The organism is Shewanella sp. BF02_Schw (assembly GCF_014596695.2).
Taxonomy (GTDB): domain Bacteria; phylum Pseudomonadota; class Gammaproteobacteria; order Enterobacterales; family Shewanellaceae; genus Shewanella.
Genome location: NZ_JABKAW020000001.1, coordinates 1,755,198 through 1,776,229, shown reverse-complemented (window position 1 = coordinate 1,776,229; position 21,032 = coordinate 1,755,198). Strand labels below are relative to the sequence as shown.

Here is a 21,032-nt window from a genome sequence, read left to right as displayed (position 1 = left end):
TAAATATTTGTGTGTCTGAAATGTTCCACTCAATTAGCTTAGTAGTTACAATACGTTCTTCAAAAGTGTTTAGCTCAATATAGCAACATAAAAGGCAAGGCTAATGTGTGAATTACTGGCGATGAGTGCCAATGTGCCAACGGATATTGTTTTTAGTTTTACCGGCTTAGCTGAACGCGGTGGCGTTACTGGTCCTCATGTTGATGGCTGGGGAATTACTTTCTATGAAGGTAAAGGTAACCGTACTTTTAAAGATGCTTGTCCTAGCAGTAAGTCACATATTGCCGAACTTATTAAGTCATATCCGATTAAAAGTGAAATCGTGATAAGTCATATTCGCCAAGCTAATCGAGGTTGTGTGTCCTTGGTCAATACTCACCCATTTAGTCGTGAGCTATGGGGCCGTTATTGGACTTATGCGCACAATGGCCAATTAACCGATTATCAATCCACTTTTTCAGTGTCACGTTTTCAGCCTGTTGGCGATACTGACAGTGAACTGGCTTTTTGCTGGATATTGGAATCAGTGGTTAATAAGTTTGGCGAGTATGAACCTGAAAACATGAATGAAGTGTTTCAGTATATAAGCCTGCTCGCAGATGAAATAAGACAATTAGGTGTGTTTAATATGTTGTTGAGCAATGGCATAGACTTAATGACCTATTGCACTAACAACCTATGTCACATCACTCGCCGTGCTCCATTTGGACAAGCTACCTTGATTGATACCAATGTAGTTATCGATTTTAGTCAAGAAACCACGCCAAATGACGTGGTGACTGTGATTGCGACTAGACCATTAACCAATAATGAAAATTGGGTTGTTTTACAACCAGGTGAGTGGAAGTTGTTCCGTAAAGGCGAGTTAATCAACAGCTAGCTGTTTTATTTCATCTAATTCAGACTCACTAATGCCAGCGTCATTTTCAGCTTCAGAGACTAGTTCATCCACAGTAGTTGAAGCTTCAGGCTTAGGACCGTCGATGACGACGGGCGTCATGGGAGGCAATGGTTTTTCGAATTGGTAGCTGGCTAGCTGAATATCGAGCTGTTTGCTGCCTTTTGAAAAGTGGCTCAAACGAACGGGTAGGTAAGCTAAATCAGGCGCCATCCAGAAAAATGTTTGTCTTTTGGTACTGTCACGCACCACTTCAACTTTGACGGTATCGTAAGTACCACTTTTTATGGTGACTTTTTCTTTGCCGATGACTCTAAATTGATAATCATCGACTTCTTTTTCTTTAACCATTTTATAATCTAATGGTCGTATGTTGGCCGCTAGATCCATTCTGAATTGTAATTGAACCATTAACGGATCAAACACCTTTTCTTCATATGGTAGCTTTAATGCTTCTTGCTTATAAATGGTATGAATAAATTTCTGTGCTTTAGCAAAAGCAGTCTGTTCAGTGTAATCACTGCCAGTACCAGTGCGTTCTTGTATGTATCGAAATGGCACTAATTTACCATTTTCAAGGGTGAATTCGCTGGTAAGATGACGTTGATCAGACAGCATTAATAAACTGACATCGCTGTCGAAATGATAGCTGTAAAAGCCACTGTCGGTTGCGGGTAAACGATAATTTGCTTCACCTAGTTCGAAGCTGCCATAAAACACATTATATTTAGCACTGTGGGCTGTTAATGGCGATAAGATAGCAGCTTGTTGGATTGCATCTAATGAAGCCGGGACATTAATTTGCTCGAGTTTTTCTGTAATCATAGCCGTTTCTGACACAGCCAATTTAGCCGTAGACTCAGTATCTGCAGTGAGTTGTTGAATGTCAGTTGCCTGTACGAAAAACACCGGACAGGTGGACAACATCAGAGTGAATAAGCGAGTTAATTTATTGACCAATGTATAATTACCTTAAAGTTTAGAATTCTGAATAAGCTAAGATTAAAACGGTAATGTCATTACCAGGGTGGCTAGATCGGGTTTCCATTGATATTGAGACAACGAAACCTTGCCTATGTTCACTGTGATACCTTCTAATCTTAGTAATTCTTGCTGTGTTTGAAAAGGTTCGGTATTTTTTGCAAAGGAAATCTTACCTTGACTATTGATAACCCTATGCCATGGGAGCCCAAGTGTTTCAGGCGCTAATTTCAATGCTCTAGAGACATAACGTGCTCGACCAGGTAACCCTGCTAAATCAGCAACAATCCCATAAGGTAGCACAGTGCCTTGAGGGATAATATTTACAATAAACCATATTCGCTCCATTGGCGTCAGTTTAGTCATGTGCTCCCATATAACGTCTTCAAGCAGAGTTTAGTGGTGTATTAGCAACAGATAATAGAAAAATTGCGGCCATAGTACAACCGTAATTTTATGAGATATGATTTTACGTTTAACAGTTATAAAACGGTGAGATAAATACATAAAAAATGGCTGAATGCGCCACCAAGTACAAAAAAATGCCAAATGGCATGATTAAACGGAATGCGTTTTCCAACATAAAAAATCACCCCTAGACTATAAAATAAACCGCCAGCAAGCAGTAAGCTTAAGCCTAAATCGCTCATGTGAGTTTTTAAATCGCCCATTACAGTGACGCATAACCAACCCATTACTAAATAAAGCACTACGCTAAATGCTTTAAAGCGACCGATAAACAATGTTTTAAAGATAACCCCGCCCAAAGCTAAAGACCAAATAGCAGTAAGTACCACCGTGGCTTGTGTGCTTTGTAAACTGATTAGCATCATTGGCGTGTAGGTGCCGGCAATTAACGTGTAAATAGCACAGTGATCTGCCATTTTATAGCGTTTACGCCACAGTGCACTTTTACTTGAGTGATATAATGTAGAGGCAAGAAACAATGCGATTATGCTAATGCCATAAATTGCCACACCAGTAATTTGCACTAAGGTTAAATGATCGGGGGCTTTTATCAGCATTAACATTAAGCCGATGATGCCAGCAATAACACCTAATGCATGTGAAAGGGCATTAGCTTTTTCTTCTGCTTGGCAGTAATCTGATCCGCTCGATACCGCAACTGTTTGCTGAGATGCCAAAGTGTTTGATAATGAATTCATAATATCCTGTAAATCACGCTGATTGGATTTTGAGCAAGGTTAGTCTATCAGCCTCAAAACCAAATAGCTATATTCAGGTGAACACGTGTAAGCTGAAAATATTGTCCATATTTGGGTTACTGATAATTTTATTTTAACGTTTGATTGGGTAAACGTTTATTAATCCAATTCAAACATTAACAGCACAAATAAGGTGCTACTCAATGACGTTGTTGACGTTATACTTAGCCCATCATTCTTGGTGAATTAGTCTTTATGTCTGAAAAAAAACCACAGTCCAGTTCGCTTCAATCTGCGATAACCAATAGCGCTGATCCACGTTGGGATAACAAACTATCACAGCAAGTTGATAGTGCGAGTATTGACAGTGCGAGTATTGAATTTGATAAAGGCGTGACACCTTTTGTTGAGACAGAAGATGAAGTGGTAGATGAAAAACAATTACAACATCATCAACAACAAGTCGCTGATGAAATTCAGTTGCAGTTAACTGGCGCGATGGGATCCGTATCAGATAATAGTGAATTTTTATTGCAGCCCAATCAACCAATCATTAGTGGCAATGCTTGGCAACGTTTTGTGGCTTCAGTGAGTAACAGTCGTTACACCACATTGGTCGTGATTTTAATACATGTGTTCGTTATCACTATCGCGTTGATATTTGGTCGAGTTGATATTAGTGGTATGACAGAAGTCACGGTGACTGATGAACAGACAACAAAACCATTACCTCCGTTAAAAAGTTATCTTATTACTCAAGCTGAATACGATAAGTTAGTTGAACGAGCTCAATCAAATACAGCAATCCAAGATATTGAATCTGAATCAGAAAAAGTTCCTGAATCAGGGATGTCTAAGGAAATGGATGGGCCAGAGATTGAGTCTGAGTCAGCAGAGCCTATAATAAATTAATTCCACATACTGTTTGTCCAGTATGTACAATCAGTATGTGCAATCAGCGTTAAAATAAACACCGTTTGCGTGTAGCGTTAAGGTAAATTGTGGTATTTAAAGCGGTGGGCAATCGTTGACCAGCATAACGCACACAAGATGCCACAAATGAGACCCACCAGATGTGATTCAGTGGCAACTCTGGCATTAATTAACTGGGTGATACTGTTTGTCGCGCCAAATATCTGCTCGTATCCAACCTTAATGATAACACCAAGCAGCAGTAAATAACCTGAACGGTAACCCTTGTGGATATCCATTACTGCACCAAAAGCAAATAATCCATGCAACAAACCACTTAACCCAACATAGGCTTTTAAACTAGGATAAAACAAATATAAACCAATACCTTCCAAAATACACAAACTGATAAACAGCAATGTAAATTTGCCTGGATGACGCTTGTAATGGACTTCATGTAAAAACACAATTACCCATAATCCTGCCAAATTCATCAGTAAATGCCATAAATTAGTATGTAACAGGTTACCGGTGATTAATCGCCATATTTGTCCATCAGTAATGGCGTCATATTGATAACTTAAATACTGATCAATGGGCAAAAATGCAGGCGTTGGTATATCTGCCGCAAAAAGCCCAATACAAATAAGACTTATGGCAACGACAAAGTGATAAAGCCCAACAGTGTTTGATTTATGATTTAGCAAAATATCCTCTTTTCGCACCGTCAAAACAAGCCAATTTAATTTATCTAAAGACACTAAACTTAACTGTAGCGCAAAATTAACGCATGGCGTTAACCTGTGTGTATGTTGGTGTCGTCATCAAAATAGCGCTGCCGCCGAGTTGCATTAATCCGTTGCAGTTAGTGACAGCATGTTATCGATACTATTATAGCTTACTGTTTAATGAGTCCATCACTGATTGACTATTTTGCAAGTAATCATCTAGGCCACGTTGACGTAATACACAAGCGGGGCAATCACCACAACCTTTACCAATAATGCCGTTATAGCAAGTTAACGTTTGATGTTGCACTAAAGCTAATTGCTGATATTTATCAGCCAGCGCCCAGGTTTCAGCTTTATTAAGCCACATTAATGGAGTAATTATCTTGAGGGGTTTATCCATTCCTAGCGCTAATGAGTTTTGCATTGATTGAACAAATTCATTACGACAATCTGGATAGCCAGAAAAGTCGGTCTCACACACGCCGGTAATAATAGCATCGCAACCCAATTGATAAGCGTAGATGCCTGCTAAGGTTAAAAATAAAATATTACGTCCAGGCACAAAAGTATTCGGCAAGCCATTATTCATCAACTCATGTGATACCGGTATAGCATCACGTGTTAATGCTGAAATGGCTAACTCGTTTAATAAGGTGGTGTCCATGACTTTATGGCTAGCTAGTTTCAACTCTGTTGCTAAAGATTTTGCCACTTCGATTTCTTGACGATGGCGTTGACCATAATCAAATGTGATCCCATGCACTTCATCATATTGAGATAAAGCCTGGATAAGGCAAGTAGTTGAATCTTGACCGCCACTGAAAACAACAAGGGCTTTAGTTGGGGTATTTTGCTTTGCATCTGACATGGATATACTCTTAACGTACTGAACTGACTCGCAAGATCGGTGTGATCAACGCCTAGTGGTTCAGGTAAATAGAATTGATATGTTACCTAAGCCAGGCCCAACTGCAAAGCTGTAGGTGTAAATACTTGCAGCTAACGCTAAAATACTCTATAAATGCCGCCCCGTTATAAGCCAGGTAGCCAATACTTGTCAGCAGAAGTAAGGTAAACAATGAAATATCCCGTTAACGAAGTATTTGAAACAATACAAGGTGAGGGCACATATACTGGTGTTCCTGCACTGTTCGTTCGCTTGCAGGGTTGTCCTGTAGGTTGTGCATGGTGTGATACTAAGCAAACGTGGGATGTGTTACCCGAAAATAAAGTGACTGCCGAGCAAGTGATTCAAGTTGATGGCACTATCGGCAGATGGGCTGATCATACTGGTCACACATTAGTGCAAGCATTCCAAGATAAAGGCTTTACTGCTAAGCACATTGTGCTAACCGGTGGTGAGCCGTGTTTGTACGATTTAACAGAATTAACCACGATTTTTATTGAGGCTGGTTATCAGGTACAAATAGAAACCAGTGGTACTTTTGAGGTGAAATGTCATACAGATGTTTGGGTGACTGTATCACCTAAAATCAATATGAAAGGTGGCTATAAGGTACTCGAACAAGCATTAAATCGTGCTAATGAAATTAAGCATCCGATCGCCACTGAACACCATATTGAAGAGTTAGATGAATTATTGCTGAATATTGATGTCACTGATAAAACCATTTGCTTACAACCTATTAGCCAAAAGGCGCGCGCAACAGAACTTGCCATGAAGGTGTGTATTAGCCGTAACTGGCGTTTATCGATTCAAACCCATAAGTATTTGAATATAGACTAAAGTGTTTCTTAGTGAAAATTAAGATTATATCCAGTGGTGAAACGAAAAAGCCGTTGAATCTATATTCAACGGCTTTTTAATTTCAACAGGTTAACCAAGTAAACCAGATTGATTAAACGCGATGAGTTTTTCTCGGTAGTGTTCGAAACAGCCTATATTGTCTTCTATCCATTGCGGGTTGTAATAGGTATCGAGATAGCGCTCACCCGCATCACAAATTAAGGTCACAATAGAGCCTGTTTGACCTTCATTACGCATTTGTGTTGCCAGCAACAACGCCCCATATAAGTTGGTGCCAGTAGATGCACCCGTTTTACGCCCTATGAGTTGTTCTAACCACTGAATCGTTGCGATAGAGGCGGCATCAGGGATCTTAATCATGCAGTCAACAACACCAGCAATAAATGACGGTTCAACACGTGGCCGGCCAATTCCTTCTATTTTACTGCTCTTATCGCTAATAATGCTCGCATCACCACTGTGAAAGTAATCGTAGAATACCGAGTTTTCCGGATCGACTACGCACAGTTGCGTCTGTTGTTGTTGATAACGAATATAGCGACCAATAGTTGCGCTAGTGCCACCGGTACCTGGGCTCATGACAATCCAACTTGGAATAGGATGAGGCTCTTTTTCCATTTGGTTAAAGATTGAATCAGCAATATTGTTATTACCCCGCCAATCGGTGGCGCGTTCAGCATAAGTGAATTGGTCCATATAATGGCCTTGCAACTCAGCGGCTAATTTTTCTGATTCAGCATACATTTGACTGCCATTATCGACAAAGTGACATCGTGCACCGTAAAACTCTATTTGTTGAATCTTCTTTTTTGCGGTCGTTTTTGGCATGACAGCGAAAAACGGTAATCCGAGTAATCTTGCAAAATAGGCTTCAGAAACAGCGGTACTGCCAGATGAAGATTCAATAATGGGCGTGTCTTTTTTTATCCAGCCATTACATAACGCATATAGAAACAGTGATCGAGCTAAGCGATGTTTCAAGCTACCTGTTGGATGAGTACTTTCATCTTTTAAATAAATGTCTATTCCAACAAGTTGTGGAAGATCTAATTTTATTAGATGGGTGTCTGCAGACCGTTGAAAATCGGCTTCTATTTTTGCGATGGCCTGATTGACCCAAGTAGATGACATGCAATGATACTCGTTATTCCAAAAAGGAATAAATAATAACTAAAATATAAAGTTAAGAGTAGTGTTTATCGACATAAGCAAACATATTTAATTAAAAATAGCAGACGAAAGACAGTACCGGAGAATCAACAGATGACAGCACGAGGTAATACAGAAAATAAATAGGTAAGGAATATCAATAAATTGTAACACTGAGATAGGGTAAAACAGAAAGTATTAACGAGACAAAAAATGACAGGAGGAATGATTCTAGCACTTGAACTGATGGTGTTTTTATTGTTATCTGGATTAAAATACAATTAACAATCGCAAAATAACAATCGCAAAATGTAAAATGGTGGAGGGAGAAGGATTCGAACCTTCGAAGGCTGAGCCGTCAGATTTACAGTCTGATCCCTTTGGCCACTCGGGTACCCCTCCACAGCAAGATAAATAGGAATAAAAGAAAGATGGTGGAGGGAGAAGGATTCGAACCTTCGAAGGCTGAGCCGTCAGATTTACAGTCTGATCCCTTTGGCCACTCGGGAACCCCTCCACATATTTTCTTTTTTTCTTACTCTCTTTTTACATTCTAACTCTTTACATCTTTAACACTTTTAGATTTGAACTTTGAAGCAACGCAAATGGTGGAGGGAGAAGGATTCGAACCTTCGAAGGCTGAGCCGTCAGATTTACAGTCTGATCCCTTTGGCCACTCGGGAACCCCTCCTCAATTGCGGTCGCCATAGTAGTCAGAAACCTTTTATATGTAAAGTGGATAATTGAATATTTTACTAAAGTTTATGACTGTTTGGTCGATAAAATAGCATCGAGCAGTGGTAGTGATGTTTTTATATGCAAATTGAGTCAACATTAGTCAATGAGTTACAAATAGGGAGCCGATTAAACGTTGCGATTGAAAACAATCGTCGTGGTGAATTTGGTTTGCTATTGGCTATGTTGTCAGTTGATGCTCGCGATATGGCTCAATTTCAGTTAGATAATGATGTAGAAAGCACACAAAAACTGCGACAACAATTTTCTGTACCTCAACCCCAGTTATTAGTAGATGATATTTCTATTCACCCAGACACTATTGATAACGCGATGTTATTTCAGCAGCAAGGCGCACGGCAGTTTCAACTACAACAAGCATTGACACCTGAAGCGCTAGTGATAAGAGGCGCTCAATCTGATGCGATGGTTGAAGTATTAAGTAACTGTGATTACTTAACTAAGCATAAAGCGATTAATGCTTACCAACAACACACCCCATTAGAAGATATGCATTTTTTAGAACAACTCAGCACGCAACGTAAAATATCTAATACGTTATCTTTACAACTGGCTTAACTGCTGAGATTTCAGGCTAAAATCCTGAGACTATGATTTAATTTTGATAATTGTGAGCATGGCAAATAAAAGCTTGCCAAAACTCAGTTATATTTGCCATTTGACGTGGTTCAAACAGATGGGGTGACATAATGATTAAGCAAATTAAACAGCAGCAAGGAAATGTCAGTGACAGTTGTACTGAATGCGGCAGTTATGTAGATATTGGCGCTGTTGTGGAAGCAGAAGATACGTTATTACTGCTTAGCTTTGTAGGAGACGATGCCTTATTGCAAGCTCAATCTATGCTGCAAGTGGCTCAAGAGCGTTTTCCTGAAACTAAAGCGGACATTATTGATGAAGATAGCACTATTTCTTTAAAGCTTGATTTTGCGTTCAGCGTAGAGAAAATGATTTTTCAACTTGAAAATCAACTGTAGATTTCAGTCGTTTGTATTAGAAATATACACTGTCATATAATTGATGTTAAACACATTTTGTGGGAGTGGGTTTAGCGTGTCAACAATCCAAATAAAGCGTAACAATATATTAGTAAAGGATTGCTGTTTTTGAGTATCGCGTGTAATCTGCTTTACTTAACAAAAAGTATAGTAGCGCATGATAATGTAACGTTATTCATAGCTTTAACGCGAACTTCACTCCCTATGTATTATTGTAACATTATCACTCAAATTCTGATTTTAAGAACTAATAATAACAAGTGTACTGATTAATAATGTAAAAATTTAGGGTTATGAAGCCATTTTTCGGGATGTAAATGAATCGAAAAGAGCAACAGCACTTATTGGAATTAATTGTAAATTCCAGTGCTAAACAACAAGGTGATTTCACAAAAACTGCAGAGTTAGTGTGTCAACTGCTGCGTGAGTATTTCGCTGCGTCATTTGTATCCGTGTGGACTCTCGTAAGTCAATCTGCGAATGATGATTTTACTGCTGATGATGAAGACAATTTTACTTGTCAGCATACTCTAGTAGCCAGTAAGATTGATGAAACATTGAGTCATTTATCTCACCTGAGACACATCACAATAGATCCTCAATATTTTAATGAATTACGATCTCACCGTTATATTTTATCCTCTGATAACTCGCACATAAATCTCGTTGAAACATTTTCAGATTACTACCAACATCATAATATTGTCACCAGTATCGATATTGCCATCCGAATTAATGGACATATTGAAGGTGTGTTATCGGTTGAAAGCTGTGAAAAGGTCAATTGGATAAAATCTGATATTCAGTTTGCTATTCAATGTGCTGACCAATTAGCTTTGACGCTAGCGACTCGTTATACCTATGATAGCAATGAACAAATTTACTTATTGCGCAATGCAACCGAGCAATCCGAACATGTCGTGATGCTGGTGAATACCGATAGTCTAATCATCGAGTATGTTAATAGTGCCCATGAGAAAATGACAGGGTTGCCACGGGAAACTGTTGAGCACCATAGTGCATCGAGTCTCGATATTTTTAGAAATACCCCACAATTACTTGACCATGTAATCAGTAAATTACGTAATAGTGAGATTGTTAAAGGTAACCTTAAGCTCGCGCGGATTGATGGCAGTGAATATTGGTTAAATTACCATATTACCCCGTTTGTAACGGAGCAGGGTAAGCATTATGCGTTAGTGTCTAGTTATGATAATTCGGCAGAATATTTACACAAAGCGGAATTAGAGCGTTTAGCATGGCATTGTTCTTTAACAGGCTTGCACAATCGTAGTCATTTTACTCCTCAATTAGATCGTGCCACTGCTGGGATACTGATTCTGATTGATTTATTAGGCTTCAAGCGCTTTAACGATACCCATGGTCATGTTCAAGGCGATAGCCTTTTAATCGAAATCGCACGGCGCTTAAAACACTTTGCTGTATCTGTTAATGCTATTGATGTTGCCAGAATAGGTAGCGATGAATTTGCTGTGTTATTGCCACCCGTGCACTCTGGAACCGATATTGAACAAATGATCAGCCGGCTATATATGAACCTAGCTGCGCCATCGGTTATCTCGCGTGAGAAAGTTGAGCCCAAACCGGCGCTTGCAGTGGTTGATATTAAGTCTGTTGTTGGGATGTTTGCCCCGTTATCTTGTGCCGATATTACCTTGCAACATGCAAAAAAGAAAAATGGTGCACATTACCAGTTTTTTAATGAAGCACTACTTGAAACGTTTACCACCAACGCTGAAATAGAGCGTGATTTACATAGTGCTATTCGTGGCCGAGAATTTGAGTTGTATTATCAACCCTTAATGGATTTACAACATAATCAGTATATTGGCGCTGAAGCATTAATCCGTTGGAATCACCCTAAAAAAGGCGTGTTATATCCAGGTGCGTTTATCGAAATCGCAGAACAAACCGGGTTGATTAACCAAATTGGCGAATGGGTATTAGAAACGGCCTGTAAGCAACTGAATTTATGGCAGCATAAAAACGTCAATATTACGATGCATGTGAATGTTGCTGCGAGGCAATTTTTTAGTGGAAACTTGTACGAACAAGTTTGGCGCTTAATCACCCGTTATCGTATCAAGCCTAAAACGTTAATTCTTGAAATCACTGAAACTGAACTCATGGGTGACATTCGCTATGCTATCAATCTATGCCATGAGTTGGCAGAGTTAGGCGTCGGTTTAGCGATTGATGACTTTGGGACGGGTTACAGTTCAATGAAGTACTTAAAGCAATTTCCGATATCTAAATTAAAAATTGATCGCTCGTTTATCATGGATATATCTTCTAGCCACGAAAGTCGTGAGATTGTCAGTGCGATTATCGCGATGGCAAAAGCATTGAATATTTCGTTAACTGCTGAAGGGGTTGAAACTAAAGAGCAAGAGGAGTTTTTAACATTAAGTGCTTGTCATCATGCACAAGGATTTTTGTATAGCCCTGCAATCCGTGTTAATGATTTTGCTTTGTTTATTAATGCCCATGAGTCTAAACCGCAGAAGTTAGTATTAATGAGCAATTCATTGGTTTAGTCAGCGTATTCCTTGTTATGCGAATCGGACTTTACTGATGACGATTAAGATTGTGCAACTCGCATCGATTGCTATTTCGTCTCTATTGTTAATTAGTGCCCATTTAAATAATGGTTTTTACGATTGCTCAGTATCTACATCGTCACTCTGCACCAGTATTTATTATCAATAATAAGGGCTAAGCATTATCTATTGATGTTAACTCATGCGCTTAGCACAACATTGTTTAAACTTTTTTCCGCTGTAACAGATACAAGCATCATTTCTGCCGGGTAAACGAGTTTGCATTTGCTGTCCATCGGTGTAAAACCATAAGCCATCTTTTTTGATAAATGACGAACATTCATAAACCGCATCAATATGCTTATTTTCAATAAACCACGCTTTAAATGTCACTTCACCACAGTCAGCCTGTTGATTCGATGATAATACCTGTAAACCTAACCACTGAGTTTTACCTAGGGCAAGCTGTTGTTCAGTCAAACCGTGTAAATAGTCTGGATGATGCGTGGCAATCAAGTAGCTAAACTGACGTAATACAAAAGCACTATAGCGAGAGCGCATTAAACGCTCTGGTATCTCTGCTACAACAAGACCGGCATGATAGGCTTCACAGCACTGGTAGTAGGGCAAACTACTGCCACACGGACAAGATGCCTGCTTTATCGCGGATAAATCACTATTGTTCATTAGGTAATTCTTTTGACGTGGCAGCGATAAATTGTCGGCCGTAATAAAGATTCGGTACTGGTTTAGCGTCATAGTAAAAATGTGGCGCGGCGTGAGTGTTAGAGTCGACACTAATTTTCAACTGTTGTTTACTGTCTTTGGTAAACACAGTCACAAATTTACCGGCAAACTCACTGACCGGTTCGCCAGATTCTTTTCCTGGATGAAAACGGACTAAATAATAACCGATGTCAGTTGCGCTATTTGGCTCGCTATAACGTACAAGTACACGAAAATCGACTTCAAGTTTAGCGTTCTTACGCTTAATTTTATTAAAAAATCGGCTATACAGATTGAGGATATTTTCTTTACCGCTAATAATTCCTCTGTCTTGTGTTTCAGAAATATAAACTGCATCGTCAGTATATATGTTTTCCATAGCGGCTAAATCGAGTTGTTCAAAAGCGTTAGTCAATTTTGTAAAATTGGCATTCAAAACCTGATGAGGGATCGATTCAGTGGCATAAACATTCGAACTGCTAACGCACAGGCTCACTGCAAGAAGCAGTGAAGATAGCCATGGCGTATTCAAAATGGTCAATATTCTTATCAAGGAATTATTCTCTTTTTATCTAATGTAAATCAATAATGGCAAGCGATACCTTTAGCACAACTATAAATTATTGAGCAACTTTGCTAAAGGATAGAATCTTTACAAAGTATGTAGGAGGTGACATATGTCGTTAAGTGATGACGAATTATTTTTACAAGAAATGGCCGATGTGACCCCTCTTAAATATGAACATCAACCACAAACCACCCAAATATGGCTTAATCCATTAAGTTTAACAGATGCGCAACTGGCAAAGCGAGCGGCAGCTGAGCAACATGAGTTGTTACAGTTATTACCCACTGAGGCTTATTTATTTGCACCCCTTAAGCCAGACGATGTGGTTAGTTATAAAATGGATGGCATCCAAGACCAAGTATTTAAACAACTTAGTCTTGGAAAATACCGTTTTCAAACCGTATTAGACTTACATGAATATCGGCTTTTACAGGCTCGTGAAAGCTTACTTAATTGTGTGTTAAGTGCTTATGAGCGCGGCGAACGTAACATACTGGTTATCCATGGAAAGGGGTATAAAAGTAAACCTTATCCAGGATTGCTTAAATCCGCAGTCTGTCATTGGTTACGCTTTATTGACCCCGTAATTGCATACCATTCGGCTACTAAACAGAGTGGTGGCGTTGGCGCTGTATTTGTGATGCTAAAAAAATCACAGCAAAAAAAGATTGAAAATAGTGAGCTGAATAGAAAAGGTCACGGTTTTAGGTAGGTTTTAAGCTGATTAATTATCGGTATAAATAAAAAGGACGCCAATTTATATTGGAGTCCTGTTTAAGAGTGAATTAATTAGATGATAAAATGCGAGTTTCTGAGTGACCATTTATTTGAGTCAGCTACTGATTCAGCCCTATTATTTATTAATTCAACTAATTGCTATAACCCTTTAGTACAGATCATTAGTACAATTGGTCATCACTAGCGTTACCAGCCACACTGACGATTAGCTTGGGTATTTTGCTCATCTAACCACACTTGCAAAGGTGCAAAGTAATCTAATACTGCCTTGGCATCCATTTTATCGGAACCCGTCACTACACTCAGTGCTTCCGGCCAAGGTTTGCTGGCGCCCATTTCGAGCATTTCATTCAACTTAGCCCCCGCTTCTTTATTTCCATAAATGCTACAGCGATGAACTGGGCCGGTATCACCTGCAATATCACACAGTGCTTTGTGGAATTGGAACTGCAAAACATGCGCTAAGAAATAACGCGTATAGGGAACATTACCAGGAACATGGTATTTAGCACCAGGGTCGAAGTCGGCTTCAGTACGTTCAATTGGCGCTTTAACACCTTGGTACTTTTCACGTAAGTCCCACCAGGCTTGGTTATATTGCTCCGGTTTAATGGTGCCGTTAAATACTTGCCAGCGCCATTGGTCGATCATCAAACCGAAAGGCATAAAGGCAATTTTATCTAATGCTTGCTTTAACAATAAGCCGATGTCTTTTGACGCATCGGGTACGGTTTCGAGCAAGCCAATTTTTTGCAAATATTTAGGCGTAATCGATAAGGCAATCGTGTCACCAATGGCTTCATGGAAACCATCGTTGGCAGAGTTTTTAAAGATAAATGGCTGATTTTTATAAGCACGTTGATAAAAGTTATGGCCTAATTCGTGATGAATAACGCTAAAGTCTTCAGCATTTTTCTGAATGCACATCTTGATCCGAAGATCATCTTGGTCATCTAAATCCCATGCAGATGCATGACACACCACATCACGGTCTTGAGGTTGAACAAACATTGAGCGAGTCCAGAATGTTTCTGGTAATGCACCAAAGCCAAGTGAAGTGAAAAAGCCTTCAGCTTGTTTGACCATTTTTGTTTCATCGTAGCCATTCTGGGCTAACAATTCGGTAACGTTGTAACCTGGGTCTGCATCTTTAGGTGCGACACTATTATAAATCGTGCCCCATTGCTGAGCCCACATATTGCCCAATAAATGTGCAGGGATAGGGCCTGTTTTAGGTGCAACGTCGTCACCGTATTGCTCATTTAGTTCACCACGAACATAACAATGTAATGAATCATATAGAGGCTTAATTTGTGCCCATAGACGATCTAATTCGGTAGAGAATGCTTCTGGCTCCATGTCATACTGACTTCGCCATAATTCAGATAAGTCGGCGTAACCTAAATCTTGTGCACCTTGATTAGCTAATTCGACTTCACGTTCAAATAGTGGACGCATTGGTTTGGCTATTTCACGCCAACCTTTCCAAGCTTCTAAAAGCACTGCAGGGTCTTTCGACTCTGCCATTATATTGGAAAGCTCTGGTTGAGTGAGGCAGCGACCGTCGGCAAAGCAGTATTTGCCTTTACCATATAAACCGTTAAGTTCAGATGCGATGCTGGCAAGTTCTGCGTTTTTAGCTGGGTCTAGAGGGGCTGGTAAAACAAGGCTACTGCGTAAGCTGTTAAGTTTTCTGGCATTAACAGCATCAAGCTCTACATTGGCATATTTCGCCGCTTCAGTTGCATAGCGCACAGATGTTGAGGTGACTTTTCCACCCATAGCGGCAGACAACGCCGCGGTGTCATCAGTGATAAAATTGGAATAAATCCATTCAGCCCGATTAGCTTCAATTGATAAATTGGCTAAATCGGCTTCAGCTCTATTGACAAAATCGATAGCCGCAGCGGTATCTATCTTTTCAGTAGGTATCTGAGTGGTCGCATTCGTGTCGCTACAGGCACTTAAGCCTAATGCTATTGAAACAATAAGTGCAATTTGAGACGGTCGTTTTAAAGGCAAGTTCATGTTGTGTGCATCCTTGTTTTTATTATCGGCATCAGTGTACCGAAAAACAGCATGTATTGCATATTAGTTAACAATCTGGTGTGGTTGTTACGATTTTTGTTATTTGTCTTAATAAAGAAAGCTGACAATTTCGATTGACATCTGTGCGCTCAATGATTAATTTAAACGGGTGTTTAAATTAACTTGGGTCTGGGAATGGCAAGCCGTACTGATACAAAAACAAGAATACTCGATGCAGCTGAAAAGTTGTTTGCTGAAAGAGGTTTTTCTGAAACGTCGTTACGACTGATCACCAGCAAAGCTGAAGTCAATTTGGCATCTGTTAATTACCATTTTGGTTCAAAAAAAGAATTAATTCGAGCTGTGTTAGCAAGATACTTAGATGTCTTTATGCCAAGCGCCGCGGTAGAGATTAAACGTATACATCATGCGCCTGAGAATGCGTCACTAAACGAGATTTTTTCTGCTTTAATTAAACCGTTACTTGAACTCAATAAAGTACGCAACGGTGGCACGATTATTTTCTTGCAGCTGTTAGGTCGCGGTTATATTGAAAGCCAAGGTCATTTGCGCTGGTTTATTACCACGCATTATGGTGAGCATTTAGCGACGTTTGTACAAGCGGTATCCGCCAGTGCACCTCACATACCTGCAGCAGAAATGTTTTGGCGTTTGCACTTCACTTTAGGGACTATTGTGTTCACTATGGCTTCTGCAGATGCATTAAATGAAATTGCCACAGCAGATTATGGTGAACATAACAATATTGAAGCCATTATCCGTAAAGTAATCCCCTACATGGCAGCAGGCGTTGCTGTCCCTGTGTTAACAAACTAAGAAGGTATAAAATGAGTATCGTCATATTGCTAGTTATAGCGATCATTGTCCTCTTTGGCGTGCGTAATATCAGGATGCAATTTATTACGCGTCCAGTATTTTCGTTTTTCAAAAAAGTATTGCCTCCTTTGTCGAGTACCGAGAAAGAAGCAATGGAAGCGGGTGATGTTTGGTGGGAAGGTGAGTTATTCCGCGGAAAGCCAAACTGGAATACCTTACACAGCTACGGTAAACCAACGTTAAGCGCTGAAGAACAAGACTTTATTGATAATCAAGTTCAAACCGCATTAACCATGATCGACGATTTTGATATCGTCCATAATCGCAAAGATCTTCCGCCAGAGTTATGGCAATACTTTAAAGAACAAGGTTTCTTTGCGTTAATCATTCCTAAAAAGTACGGTGGACGCGAGTTTTCTGCTTATGCAAACTCAACGATTGTAGCCAAAATAGCCACGCGTAGTGTCAGTGCTGCCGTGACCGTAATGGTACCTAACTCTTTAGGCCCTGGAGAGTTGTTGACCCATTATGGCACTCAAGAGCAAAAGGAGCGTTGGTTACCTTCACTTGCTGTTGGTAAAGACATTCCCTGTTTTGCGCTCACGGGCCCAGAAGCGGGCAGTGATGCTGGTGCGATACCCGATATCGGTGTTGTTTGCCTGCGCGAATTTGAAGGCGAAGAGACATTAGGTTTAAGCCTAACGTGGAACAAACGCTATATTACCTTAGCACCAGTTGCTACCGTGCTCGGTTTAGCGTTCCAAATGCGCGATCCGGACGGTTTACTCGGTGACGTTAAAAACATAGGCATTACGTGTGCGTTGATCCCAACTGACCATAAAGGTGTTGAGATTGGTCGTCGTCATAACCCATTAATGATGGCGTTTATGAACGGTACAACAAGTGGTGAAGATGTATTTATTCCATTAGATTGGATTATTGGTGGACCACAGTTTGCCGGTAAAGGCTGGCGTATGCTGGTTGAATGCTTATCTGCAGGACGTGGTATCTCATTACCTGCTCTGGCAACCGCATCAGGCCATGTCTGTACCAAAACGACCACAGCCTACAGTTACGTTCGTCAGCAGTTTGGTATGCCTATTGGTCTTTTTGAAGGCGTACAAGAAGCGATGGCGCGTATCATCGCCAATACTTACCAGCTGGAAGCTGCACGACGTTTAACCACACAAGGTATCGACTTAAAAGTTAAACCTTCAGTGGTGACTGCAATTGCAAAATACCACATGACAGAGCTAGGCCGTGATGTGTTAGAAGATGCGATGGACATTCAATCAGGTAAAGGTATTCAATTAGGGCCTAAAAACTATTTAGGTCATGCTTATATGGCAACACCTATTTCAATTACGGTAGAAGGTGCAAACATTCTTACTCGTTCATTGATGATTTTTGGTCAAGGTGCAACCCGTTGTCATCCATATGTTTTGGCTGAAATGGAAGCCGCAGCAATGGAAGATGAAACTTCTGCATTAGATCGTTTTGATTCTTTGTTGCTAGGTCACATTGGTTATGCGATGGGTAATGCATTACGTTCATTTGGTAGTGCATTAACAGGCAGCCGTTTTGCCAGTGCACCAGTGAGTGGCCCAACGCAGCAGTATTATCGTGACATGACGCGTATCTCTTCGTCACTGGCCATTATGACTGATTTATCGATGTTAATTATGGGCGGGGACCTTAAGCGTAAAGAAATGCTTTCTGCGCGTATGGGGGATGTGCTAAGTCAGTTATATCTTGCATCTGCAACGTTAAAACTGTTTGAAGACAATGGTCGTCAGCAAGATGATTTACCGGCAGTACATTATGTTATGACTGAGCGTTTACATTTAGCGGCTAAAGCGCTTAATGACGCGATTCGTAATTTCCCGAGTAAAATTGCTGCGGTATTACTACGAGTATTGATTTTCCCATTAGGTAACCACTTCAATGCACCAAGTGATAAATATGCAGTTGATTTAGTCAAAGGTATGCTTAAGCCTGGACCTGCTCGTGATCGCATTACTTTCCTTTGTGGAGAGTTTGAAGGTGACACTAGTGGTATTGCTGAAGTTGAAAATGCGTTCTTAGCTAAATATGCAGCGAAAGATTTGTATAAGAAACTTAAGAAGGCACAACGTAGTGGCCATATAAAATCTAAGCTTCCTATGCTTGAGTTATTTGACGTGGCGTTAGAGAAAGACATTATCACTGAAGCTGAGCATAAACAGCTTGTTGAGGCGGACGTATTACGTTTAGCTGCTATCAACGTGAATGACTTTGAGAAACTATAATCTCAGTTGATTAATTTGATATAGATCTTTGAAACAAATTGGCCCTGACTTTGTCGGGGCTTTTTTTATCCATCACGTTCTGGGGGGAAGCTGTTAAGCGAACAAGCGAATAAGCGAACAAGCGAACAAGCGAACAAGCGAACAAGCGAACAAGCGAACAAGCGAATAAGCGAATAAGCGAATAAGCGAATAAGCGAATAAGCGAACAAGCGAACAAGCGAATAAGCGAATAAGCGAATAAGCGAATAAGCGAATAAGCGAATAAGCGAATAAGCGGTTGCAACGTTTAACGTCACTTTATTGCGCTATGTCGCAAGAGCTCAAAAATAACGGATAAAAAAGCCAATCCGAAGATTGGCTTTATTATTAACGAGTGTATATCACTGCATGTACGTTAGTGAATGTTACTCGTTATGCTCGGCTTGATTAAGCAACGATCAACACTTTGCAAGTGTTAGTGCCACCGATGGTTTCCATCGCGTCACCTTTAGTCATCAGTACCATATCACCACTGACTAAATAACCTCTGTTCACCATGCAATTTAATGCTTCTTTAGCTAGCTCATCGGCAGGGTATGCAGTTGAGTCAAACTCAATTGGTTGTACACCACGGTACATTGCCATGCTGGCTAATGTCTTTTGATGACGAGATAATGCAAAAATAGGTAAACCAGAGCTAATACGTGACATTAATTTAGCTGTCGCGCCAGATTCTGTTAACGAAATAATCGCTTTAACGCCAGGTAAATGGTTAGCCGCATACATGGTTGAAAGGGCAATCGTTTCTTCAACAGAAGAGAAGCGTTGATCCATGCGGTGCTTAGACACATTGACACTTGGGTGTAATTCAGCGCCTAAACAAACGTTAGCCATTGCCATAACGGTTTCTTCAGGGAAGTCACCAGCGGCAGTTTCTGCTGAAAGCATTACCGCATCAGTACCGTCTAACACTGCGTTAGCCACGTCCATTACTTCTGCACGTGTTGGCATTGGGCTGGTAATCATCGACTCCATCATTTGGGTCGCAGTGATCACAGCTTTGTTGAGTTGACGCGAGCGTTCAATTAGGCGTTTTTGTACGGCAACAAGTGCAGCATCACCAATTTCGACACCCAAATCACCACGAGCAACCATGACTACATCTGATGCGCGGATAACATCATCCATTGCTTCATCGCTTTCAACGGCTTCAGCACGTTCAACTTTAGCGACAATTAGCGCTTTACTGCCGGCTTCAAGTGCTAACGCACGTGCTAGATCAAGATCAGCACCAGTACGTGGGAATGATACGGCTAAGAAATCAACATCAATTAAGGCTGCAGTTTTAATATCTGCCATGTCTTTTTCAGTTAGGGCCGGAGCGGTTAAGCCGCCACCTTTCTTATTAATGCCTTTGTTATTAGATAACGGGCCAGCTACAGTAACCGTTGTGAAGACTTTGTGGCCTTCAACACGGTCAACTCTTAACTGCACTCGACCATCATCAAGCATTAGTATATCGCCAATGACTACATCATTAGGCAATTGCTTGTAATCAATACCAACTTGTTTATCATCGCCTTCGCCTTTTGCTAAGTCAGCATCAAGAATAAAGCTATCACCTAAGTTAAGTTTGATTTTTTGGTTATCTTTGAAGGTAGAAATACGTATTTTAGGACCTTGTAAGTCACCTAAAATAGCGACATGCTTGCCCAATTCTTTAGCGATTCTACGTGTATCTGTAGCACGTTTTAAATGATCTTCTGGTGAACCATGTGAGAAGTTAAGTCTAACAACGTTAGCTCCTGCGGCGATAATTTTACGCAAATTGTCATCGCGGTCAGTTGCTGGTCCAAGTGTAGTAACGATTTTAGTTCTGCGGAACATAAGATACTCCGTTAATGATAAGAAAGATTTTTTGTTAAATTGAATTTGGTTATTTAAAGTA

19 protein-coding genes and 3 tRNA genes are annotated in these 21,032 nt (G+C 40.2%); 9 read left to right on the top strand and 13 right to left on the bottom strand.

Annotation, left to right across the window (positions count from 1 at the left end; genetic code table 11):
* Nucleotides 1–103: 103 nt before the first annotated feature.
* Nucleotides 104–880 (top strand): class II glutamine amidotransferase, encoded by a 777-nt coding sequence (locus HNW13_RS07845; RefSeq protein ID WP_101088409.1) that lies wholly within the window; start codon nucleotides 104–106, stop codon nucleotides 878–880.
* Here the strand turns inward: HNW13_RS07845 and HNW13_RS07840 are convergent.
* From HNW13_RS07840 to HNW13_RS07830, 3 genes are all read right to left on the bottom strand, one after another.
* Nucleotides 866–1,825, bottom strand: a complete 960-nt coding sequence (locus HNW13_RS07840) for a DUF3108 domain-containing protein (RefSeq protein ID WP_192115157.1) — start codon at nucleotides 1,823–1,825, stop codon at nucleotides 866–868. The genes HNW13_RS07845 and HNW13_RS07840 overlap by 15 nt on opposite strands.
* Nucleotides 1,826–1,900: 75 nt before the next feature.
* Nucleotides 1,901–2,245: an MGMT family protein gene (locus HNW13_RS07835; protein ID WP_101088408.1), complete on the bottom strand. Its 345-nt coding sequence runs from the start codon at nucleotides 2,243–2,245 to the stop codon at nucleotides 1,901–1,903.
* A 116-nt stretch (nucleotides 2,246–2,361) separates the two neighbouring features.
* On the bottom strand, nucleotides 2,362–3,045 hold the full coding sequence (locus HNW13_RS07830) for a hemolysin III family protein (RefSeq protein ID WP_101088407.1): 684 nt from the start codon (nucleotides 3,043–3,045) through the stop codon (nucleotides 2,362–2,364).
* A 255-nt stretch (nucleotides 3,046–3,300) separates the two neighbouring features.
* On the opposite strand from HNW13_RS07830, the gene HNW13_RS07825 reads away from it, so the two are divergent.
* Nucleotides 3,301–3,957, top strand: coding sequence for a hypothetical protein (locus tag HNW13_RS07825; protein WP_192114834.1), 657 nt, complete (start codon nucleotides 3,301–3,303; stop codon nucleotides 3,955–3,957).
* A 77-nt stretch (nucleotides 3,958–4,034) separates the two neighbouring features.
* Here HNW13_RS07825 and rrtA read toward each other — a convergent pair whose 3' ends face one another.
* Nucleotides 4,035–4,664: a rhombosortase gene (gene rrtA / locus HNW13_RS07820; protein WP_101088405.1), complete on the bottom strand. Its 630-nt coding sequence runs from the start codon at nucleotides 4,662–4,664 to the stop codon at nucleotides 4,035–4,037.
* Between the two features lie 184 nt (nucleotides 4,665–4,848).
* Entirely contained in the window at nucleotides 4,849–5,556 is a 708-nt protein-coding gene (gene queC, locus HNW13_RS07815; protein ID WP_162023023.1) for a 7-cyano-7-deazaguanine synthase QueC, read from the bottom strand.
* Between the two features lie 210 nt (nucleotides 5,557–5,766).
* Here queC and queE point away from each other — a divergent pair, with 210 nt between their 5' ends.
* Nucleotides 5,767–6,435 carry a 7-carboxy-7-deazaguanine synthase QueE gene (gene queE, locus HNW13_RS07810; protein ID WP_101088403.1) on the top strand — a complete coding sequence of 223 codons (669 nt, stop codon included), beginning with the start codon at nucleotides 5,767–5,769 and terminating at the stop codon, nucleotides 6,433–6,435.
* Between the two features lie 90 nt (nucleotides 6,436–6,525).
* Here queE and HNW13_RS07805 read toward each other — a convergent pair whose 3' ends face one another.
* The 4 genes from HNW13_RS07805 to HNW13_RS07790 form a co-directional block, all read right to left on the bottom strand.
* On the bottom strand, nucleotides 6,526–7,587 hold the full coding sequence (locus tag HNW13_RS07805) for a PLP-dependent cysteine synthase family protein (protein ID WP_192114835.1): 1,062 nt from the start codon (nucleotides 7,585–7,587) through the stop codon (nucleotides 6,526–6,528).
* Nucleotides 7,588–7,922: 335 nt separating this feature from the next.
* Nucleotides 7,923–8,007: transfer RNA gene (locus HNW13_RS07800), tRNA-Tyr, on the bottom strand.
* A 30-nt stretch (nucleotides 8,008–8,037) separates the two neighbouring features.
* Nucleotides 8,038–8,122, bottom strand: a tRNA-Tyr gene (locus HNW13_RS07795).
* Nucleotides 8,123–8,211: 89 nt separating this feature from the next.
* Nucleotides 8,212–8,296: transfer RNA gene (locus HNW13_RS07790), tRNA-Tyr, on the bottom strand.
* Between the two features lie 125 nt (nucleotides 8,297–8,421).
* On the opposite strand from HNW13_RS07790, the gene HNW13_RS07785 reads away from it, so the two are divergent.
* From HNW13_RS07785 to HNW13_RS07775, 3 genes are all read left to right on the top strand, one after another.
* Nucleotides 8,422–8,919 (top strand): VC2046/SO_2500 family protein, encoded by a 498-nt coding sequence (locus HNW13_RS07785; protein WP_101088401.1) that lies wholly within the window; start codon nucleotides 8,422–8,424, stop codon nucleotides 8,917–8,919.
* 131 nt (nucleotides 8,920–9,050) lie between these two features.
* The gene (locus tag HNW13_RS07780) at nucleotides 9,051–9,338 is read left to right on the top strand and encodes a DUF406 family protein (RefSeq protein WP_192114836.1); all 288 of its coding nucleotides are present in this window, start codon (nucleotides 9,051–9,053) and stop codon (nucleotides 9,336–9,338) included.
* A 338-nt stretch (nucleotides 9,339–9,676) separates the two neighbouring features.
* Nucleotides 9,677–11,917: an EAL domain-containing protein gene (locus HNW13_RS07775; protein ID WP_192114837.1), complete on the top strand. Its 2,241-nt coding sequence runs from the start codon at nucleotides 9,677–9,679 to the stop codon at nucleotides 11,915–11,917.
* Between the two features lie 198 nt (nucleotides 11,918–12,115).
* On the opposite strand, the gene HNW13_RS07770 is transcribed toward HNW13_RS07775, so the two are convergent.
* Both HNW13_RS07770 and HNW13_RS07765 read right to left on the bottom strand, forming a co-directional pair.
* Complete coding sequence (locus HNW13_RS07770) at nucleotides 12,116–12,607, bottom strand: YchJ family metal-binding protein (protein WP_192114838.1); 492 nt, start codon at nucleotides 12,605–12,607, stop codon at nucleotides 12,116–12,118.
* Entirely contained in the window at nucleotides 12,597–13,199 is a 603-nt protein-coding gene (locus HNW13_RS07765) for a nuclear transport factor 2 family protein (protein WP_243756190.1), read from the bottom strand. Before HNW13_RS07765 ends, HNW13_RS07770 begins: the two co-directional genes overlap by 11 nt.
* Before the next feature lie 124 nt (nucleotides 13,200–13,323).
* On the opposite strand from HNW13_RS07765, the gene smrA reads away from it, so the two are divergent.
* Nucleotides 13,324–13,926 (top strand): DNA endonuclease SmrA, encoded by a 603-nt coding sequence (smrA, locus tag HNW13_RS07760; RefSeq protein ID WP_192114839.1) that lies wholly within the window; start codon nucleotides 13,324–13,326, stop codon nucleotides 13,924–13,926.
* A gap of 212 nt (nucleotides 13,927–14,138) precedes the next feature.
* Here the strand turns inward: smrA and HNW13_RS07755 are convergent, their stop codons facing one another.
* On the bottom strand, nucleotides 14,139–15,980 hold the full coding sequence (locus HNW13_RS07755; protein ID WP_192114840.1) for a M2 family metallopeptidase: 1,842 nt from the start codon (nucleotides 15,978–15,980) through the stop codon (nucleotides 14,139–14,141).
* A 195-nt stretch (nucleotides 15,981–16,175) separates the two neighbouring features.
* Here HNW13_RS07755 and HNW13_RS07750 point away from each other — a divergent pair, with 195 nt between their 5' ends.
* Together HNW13_RS07750 and HNW13_RS07745 are read left to right on the top strand one after the other, a co-directional pair.
* Nucleotides 16,176–16,817: a TetR/AcrR family transcriptional regulator gene (locus HNW13_RS07750; protein ID WP_101088395.1), complete on the top strand. Its 642-nt coding sequence runs from the start codon at nucleotides 16,176–16,178 to the stop codon at nucleotides 16,815–16,817.
* Between the two features lie 11 nt (nucleotides 16,818–16,828).
* Entirely contained in the window at nucleotides 16,829–19,105 is a 2,277-nt protein-coding gene (locus tag HNW13_RS07745; protein ID WP_162023030.1) for an acyl-CoA dehydrogenase, read from the top strand.
* Between the two features lie 426 nt (nucleotides 19,106–19,531).
* On the opposite strand, the gene pyk is transcribed toward HNW13_RS07745, so the two are convergent.
* Nucleotides 19,532–20,971, bottom strand: a complete 1,440-nt coding sequence (gene pyk, locus HNW13_RS07740) for a pyruvate kinase (protein WP_101088393.1) — start codon at nucleotides 20,969–20,971, stop codon at nucleotides 19,532–19,534.
* Nucleotides 20,972–21,032 lie beyond the last annotated feature (61 nt).

What these genes read in the sequence shown, in the direction of transcription:
- queC (WP_162023023.1), bottom strand. Translation starts at nt 5,556, where the DNA reads ATGTCAGATGCAAAGCAAAATACCCCAACTAAAGCCCTTGTTGTTTTC.
- HNW13_RS07750 (WP_101088395.1), top strand. Translation starts at nt 16,176, where the DNA reads ATGGCAAGCCGTACTGATACAAAAACAAGAATACTCGATGCAGCTGAA.
- HNW13_RS07845 (WP_101088409.1), top strand. Translation starts at nt 104, where the DNA reads ATGTGTGAATTACTGGCGATGAGTGCCAATGTGCCAACGGATATTGTT.
- HNW13_RS07840 (WP_192115157.1), bottom strand. Translation starts at nt 1,825, where the DNA reads ATGTTGTCCACCTGTCCGGTGTTTTTCGTACAGGCAACTGACATTCAA.
- HNW13_RS07805 (WP_192114835.1), bottom strand. Translation starts at nt 7,587, where the DNA reads ATGTCATCTACTTGGGTCAATCAGGCCATCGCAAAAATAGAAGCCGAT.
- smrA (WP_192114839.1), top strand. Translation starts at nt 13,324, where the DNA reads ATGTCGTTAAGTGATGACGAATTATTTTTACAAGAAATGGCCGATGTG.
- queE (WP_101088403.1), top strand. Translation starts at nt 5,767, where the DNA reads ATGAAATATCCCGTTAACGAAGTATTTGAAACAATACAAGGTGAGGGC.
- HNW13_RS07785 (WP_101088401.1), top strand. Translation starts at nt 8,422, where the DNA reads ATGCAAATTGAGTCAACATTAGTCAATGAGTTACAAATAGGGAGCCGA.
- HNW13_RS07825 (WP_192114834.1), top strand. Translation starts at nt 3,301, where the DNA reads ATGTCTGAAAAAAAACCACAGTCCAGTTCGCTTCAATCTGCGATAACC.
- HNW13_RS07830 (WP_101088407.1), bottom strand. Translation starts at nt 3,045, where the DNA reads ATGAATTCATTATCAAACACTTTGGCATCTCAGCAAACAGTTGCGGTA.
- HNW13_RS07770 (WP_192114838.1), bottom strand. Translation starts at nt 12,607, where the DNA reads ATGAACAATAGTGATTTATCCGCGATAAAGCAGGCATCTTGTCCGTGT.
- HNW13_RS07780 (WP_192114836.1), top strand. Translation starts at nt 9,051, where the DNA reads ATGATTAAGCAAATTAAACAGCAGCAAGGAAATGTCAGTGACAGTTGT.
- HNW13_RS07835 (WP_101088408.1), bottom strand. Translation starts at nt 2,245, where the DNA reads ATGACTAAACTGACGCCAATGGAGCGAATATGGTTTATTGTAAATATT.
- HNW13_RS07755 (WP_192114840.1), bottom strand. Translation starts at nt 15,980, where the DNA reads ATGAACTTGCCTTTAAAACGACCGTCTCAAATTGCACTTATTGTTTCA.
- HNW13_RS07745 (WP_162023030.1), top strand. Translation starts at nt 16,829, where the DNA reads ATGAGTATCGTCATATTGCTAGTTATAGCGATCATTGTCCTCTTTGGC.
- HNW13_RS07775 (WP_192114837.1), top strand. Translation starts at nt 9,677, where the DNA reads ATGAATCGAAAAGAGCAACAGCACTTATTGGAATTAATTGTAAATTCC.
- pyk (WP_101088393.1), bottom strand. Translation starts at nt 20,971, where the DNA reads ATGTTCCGCAGAACTAAAATCGTTACTACACTTGGACCAGCAACTGAC.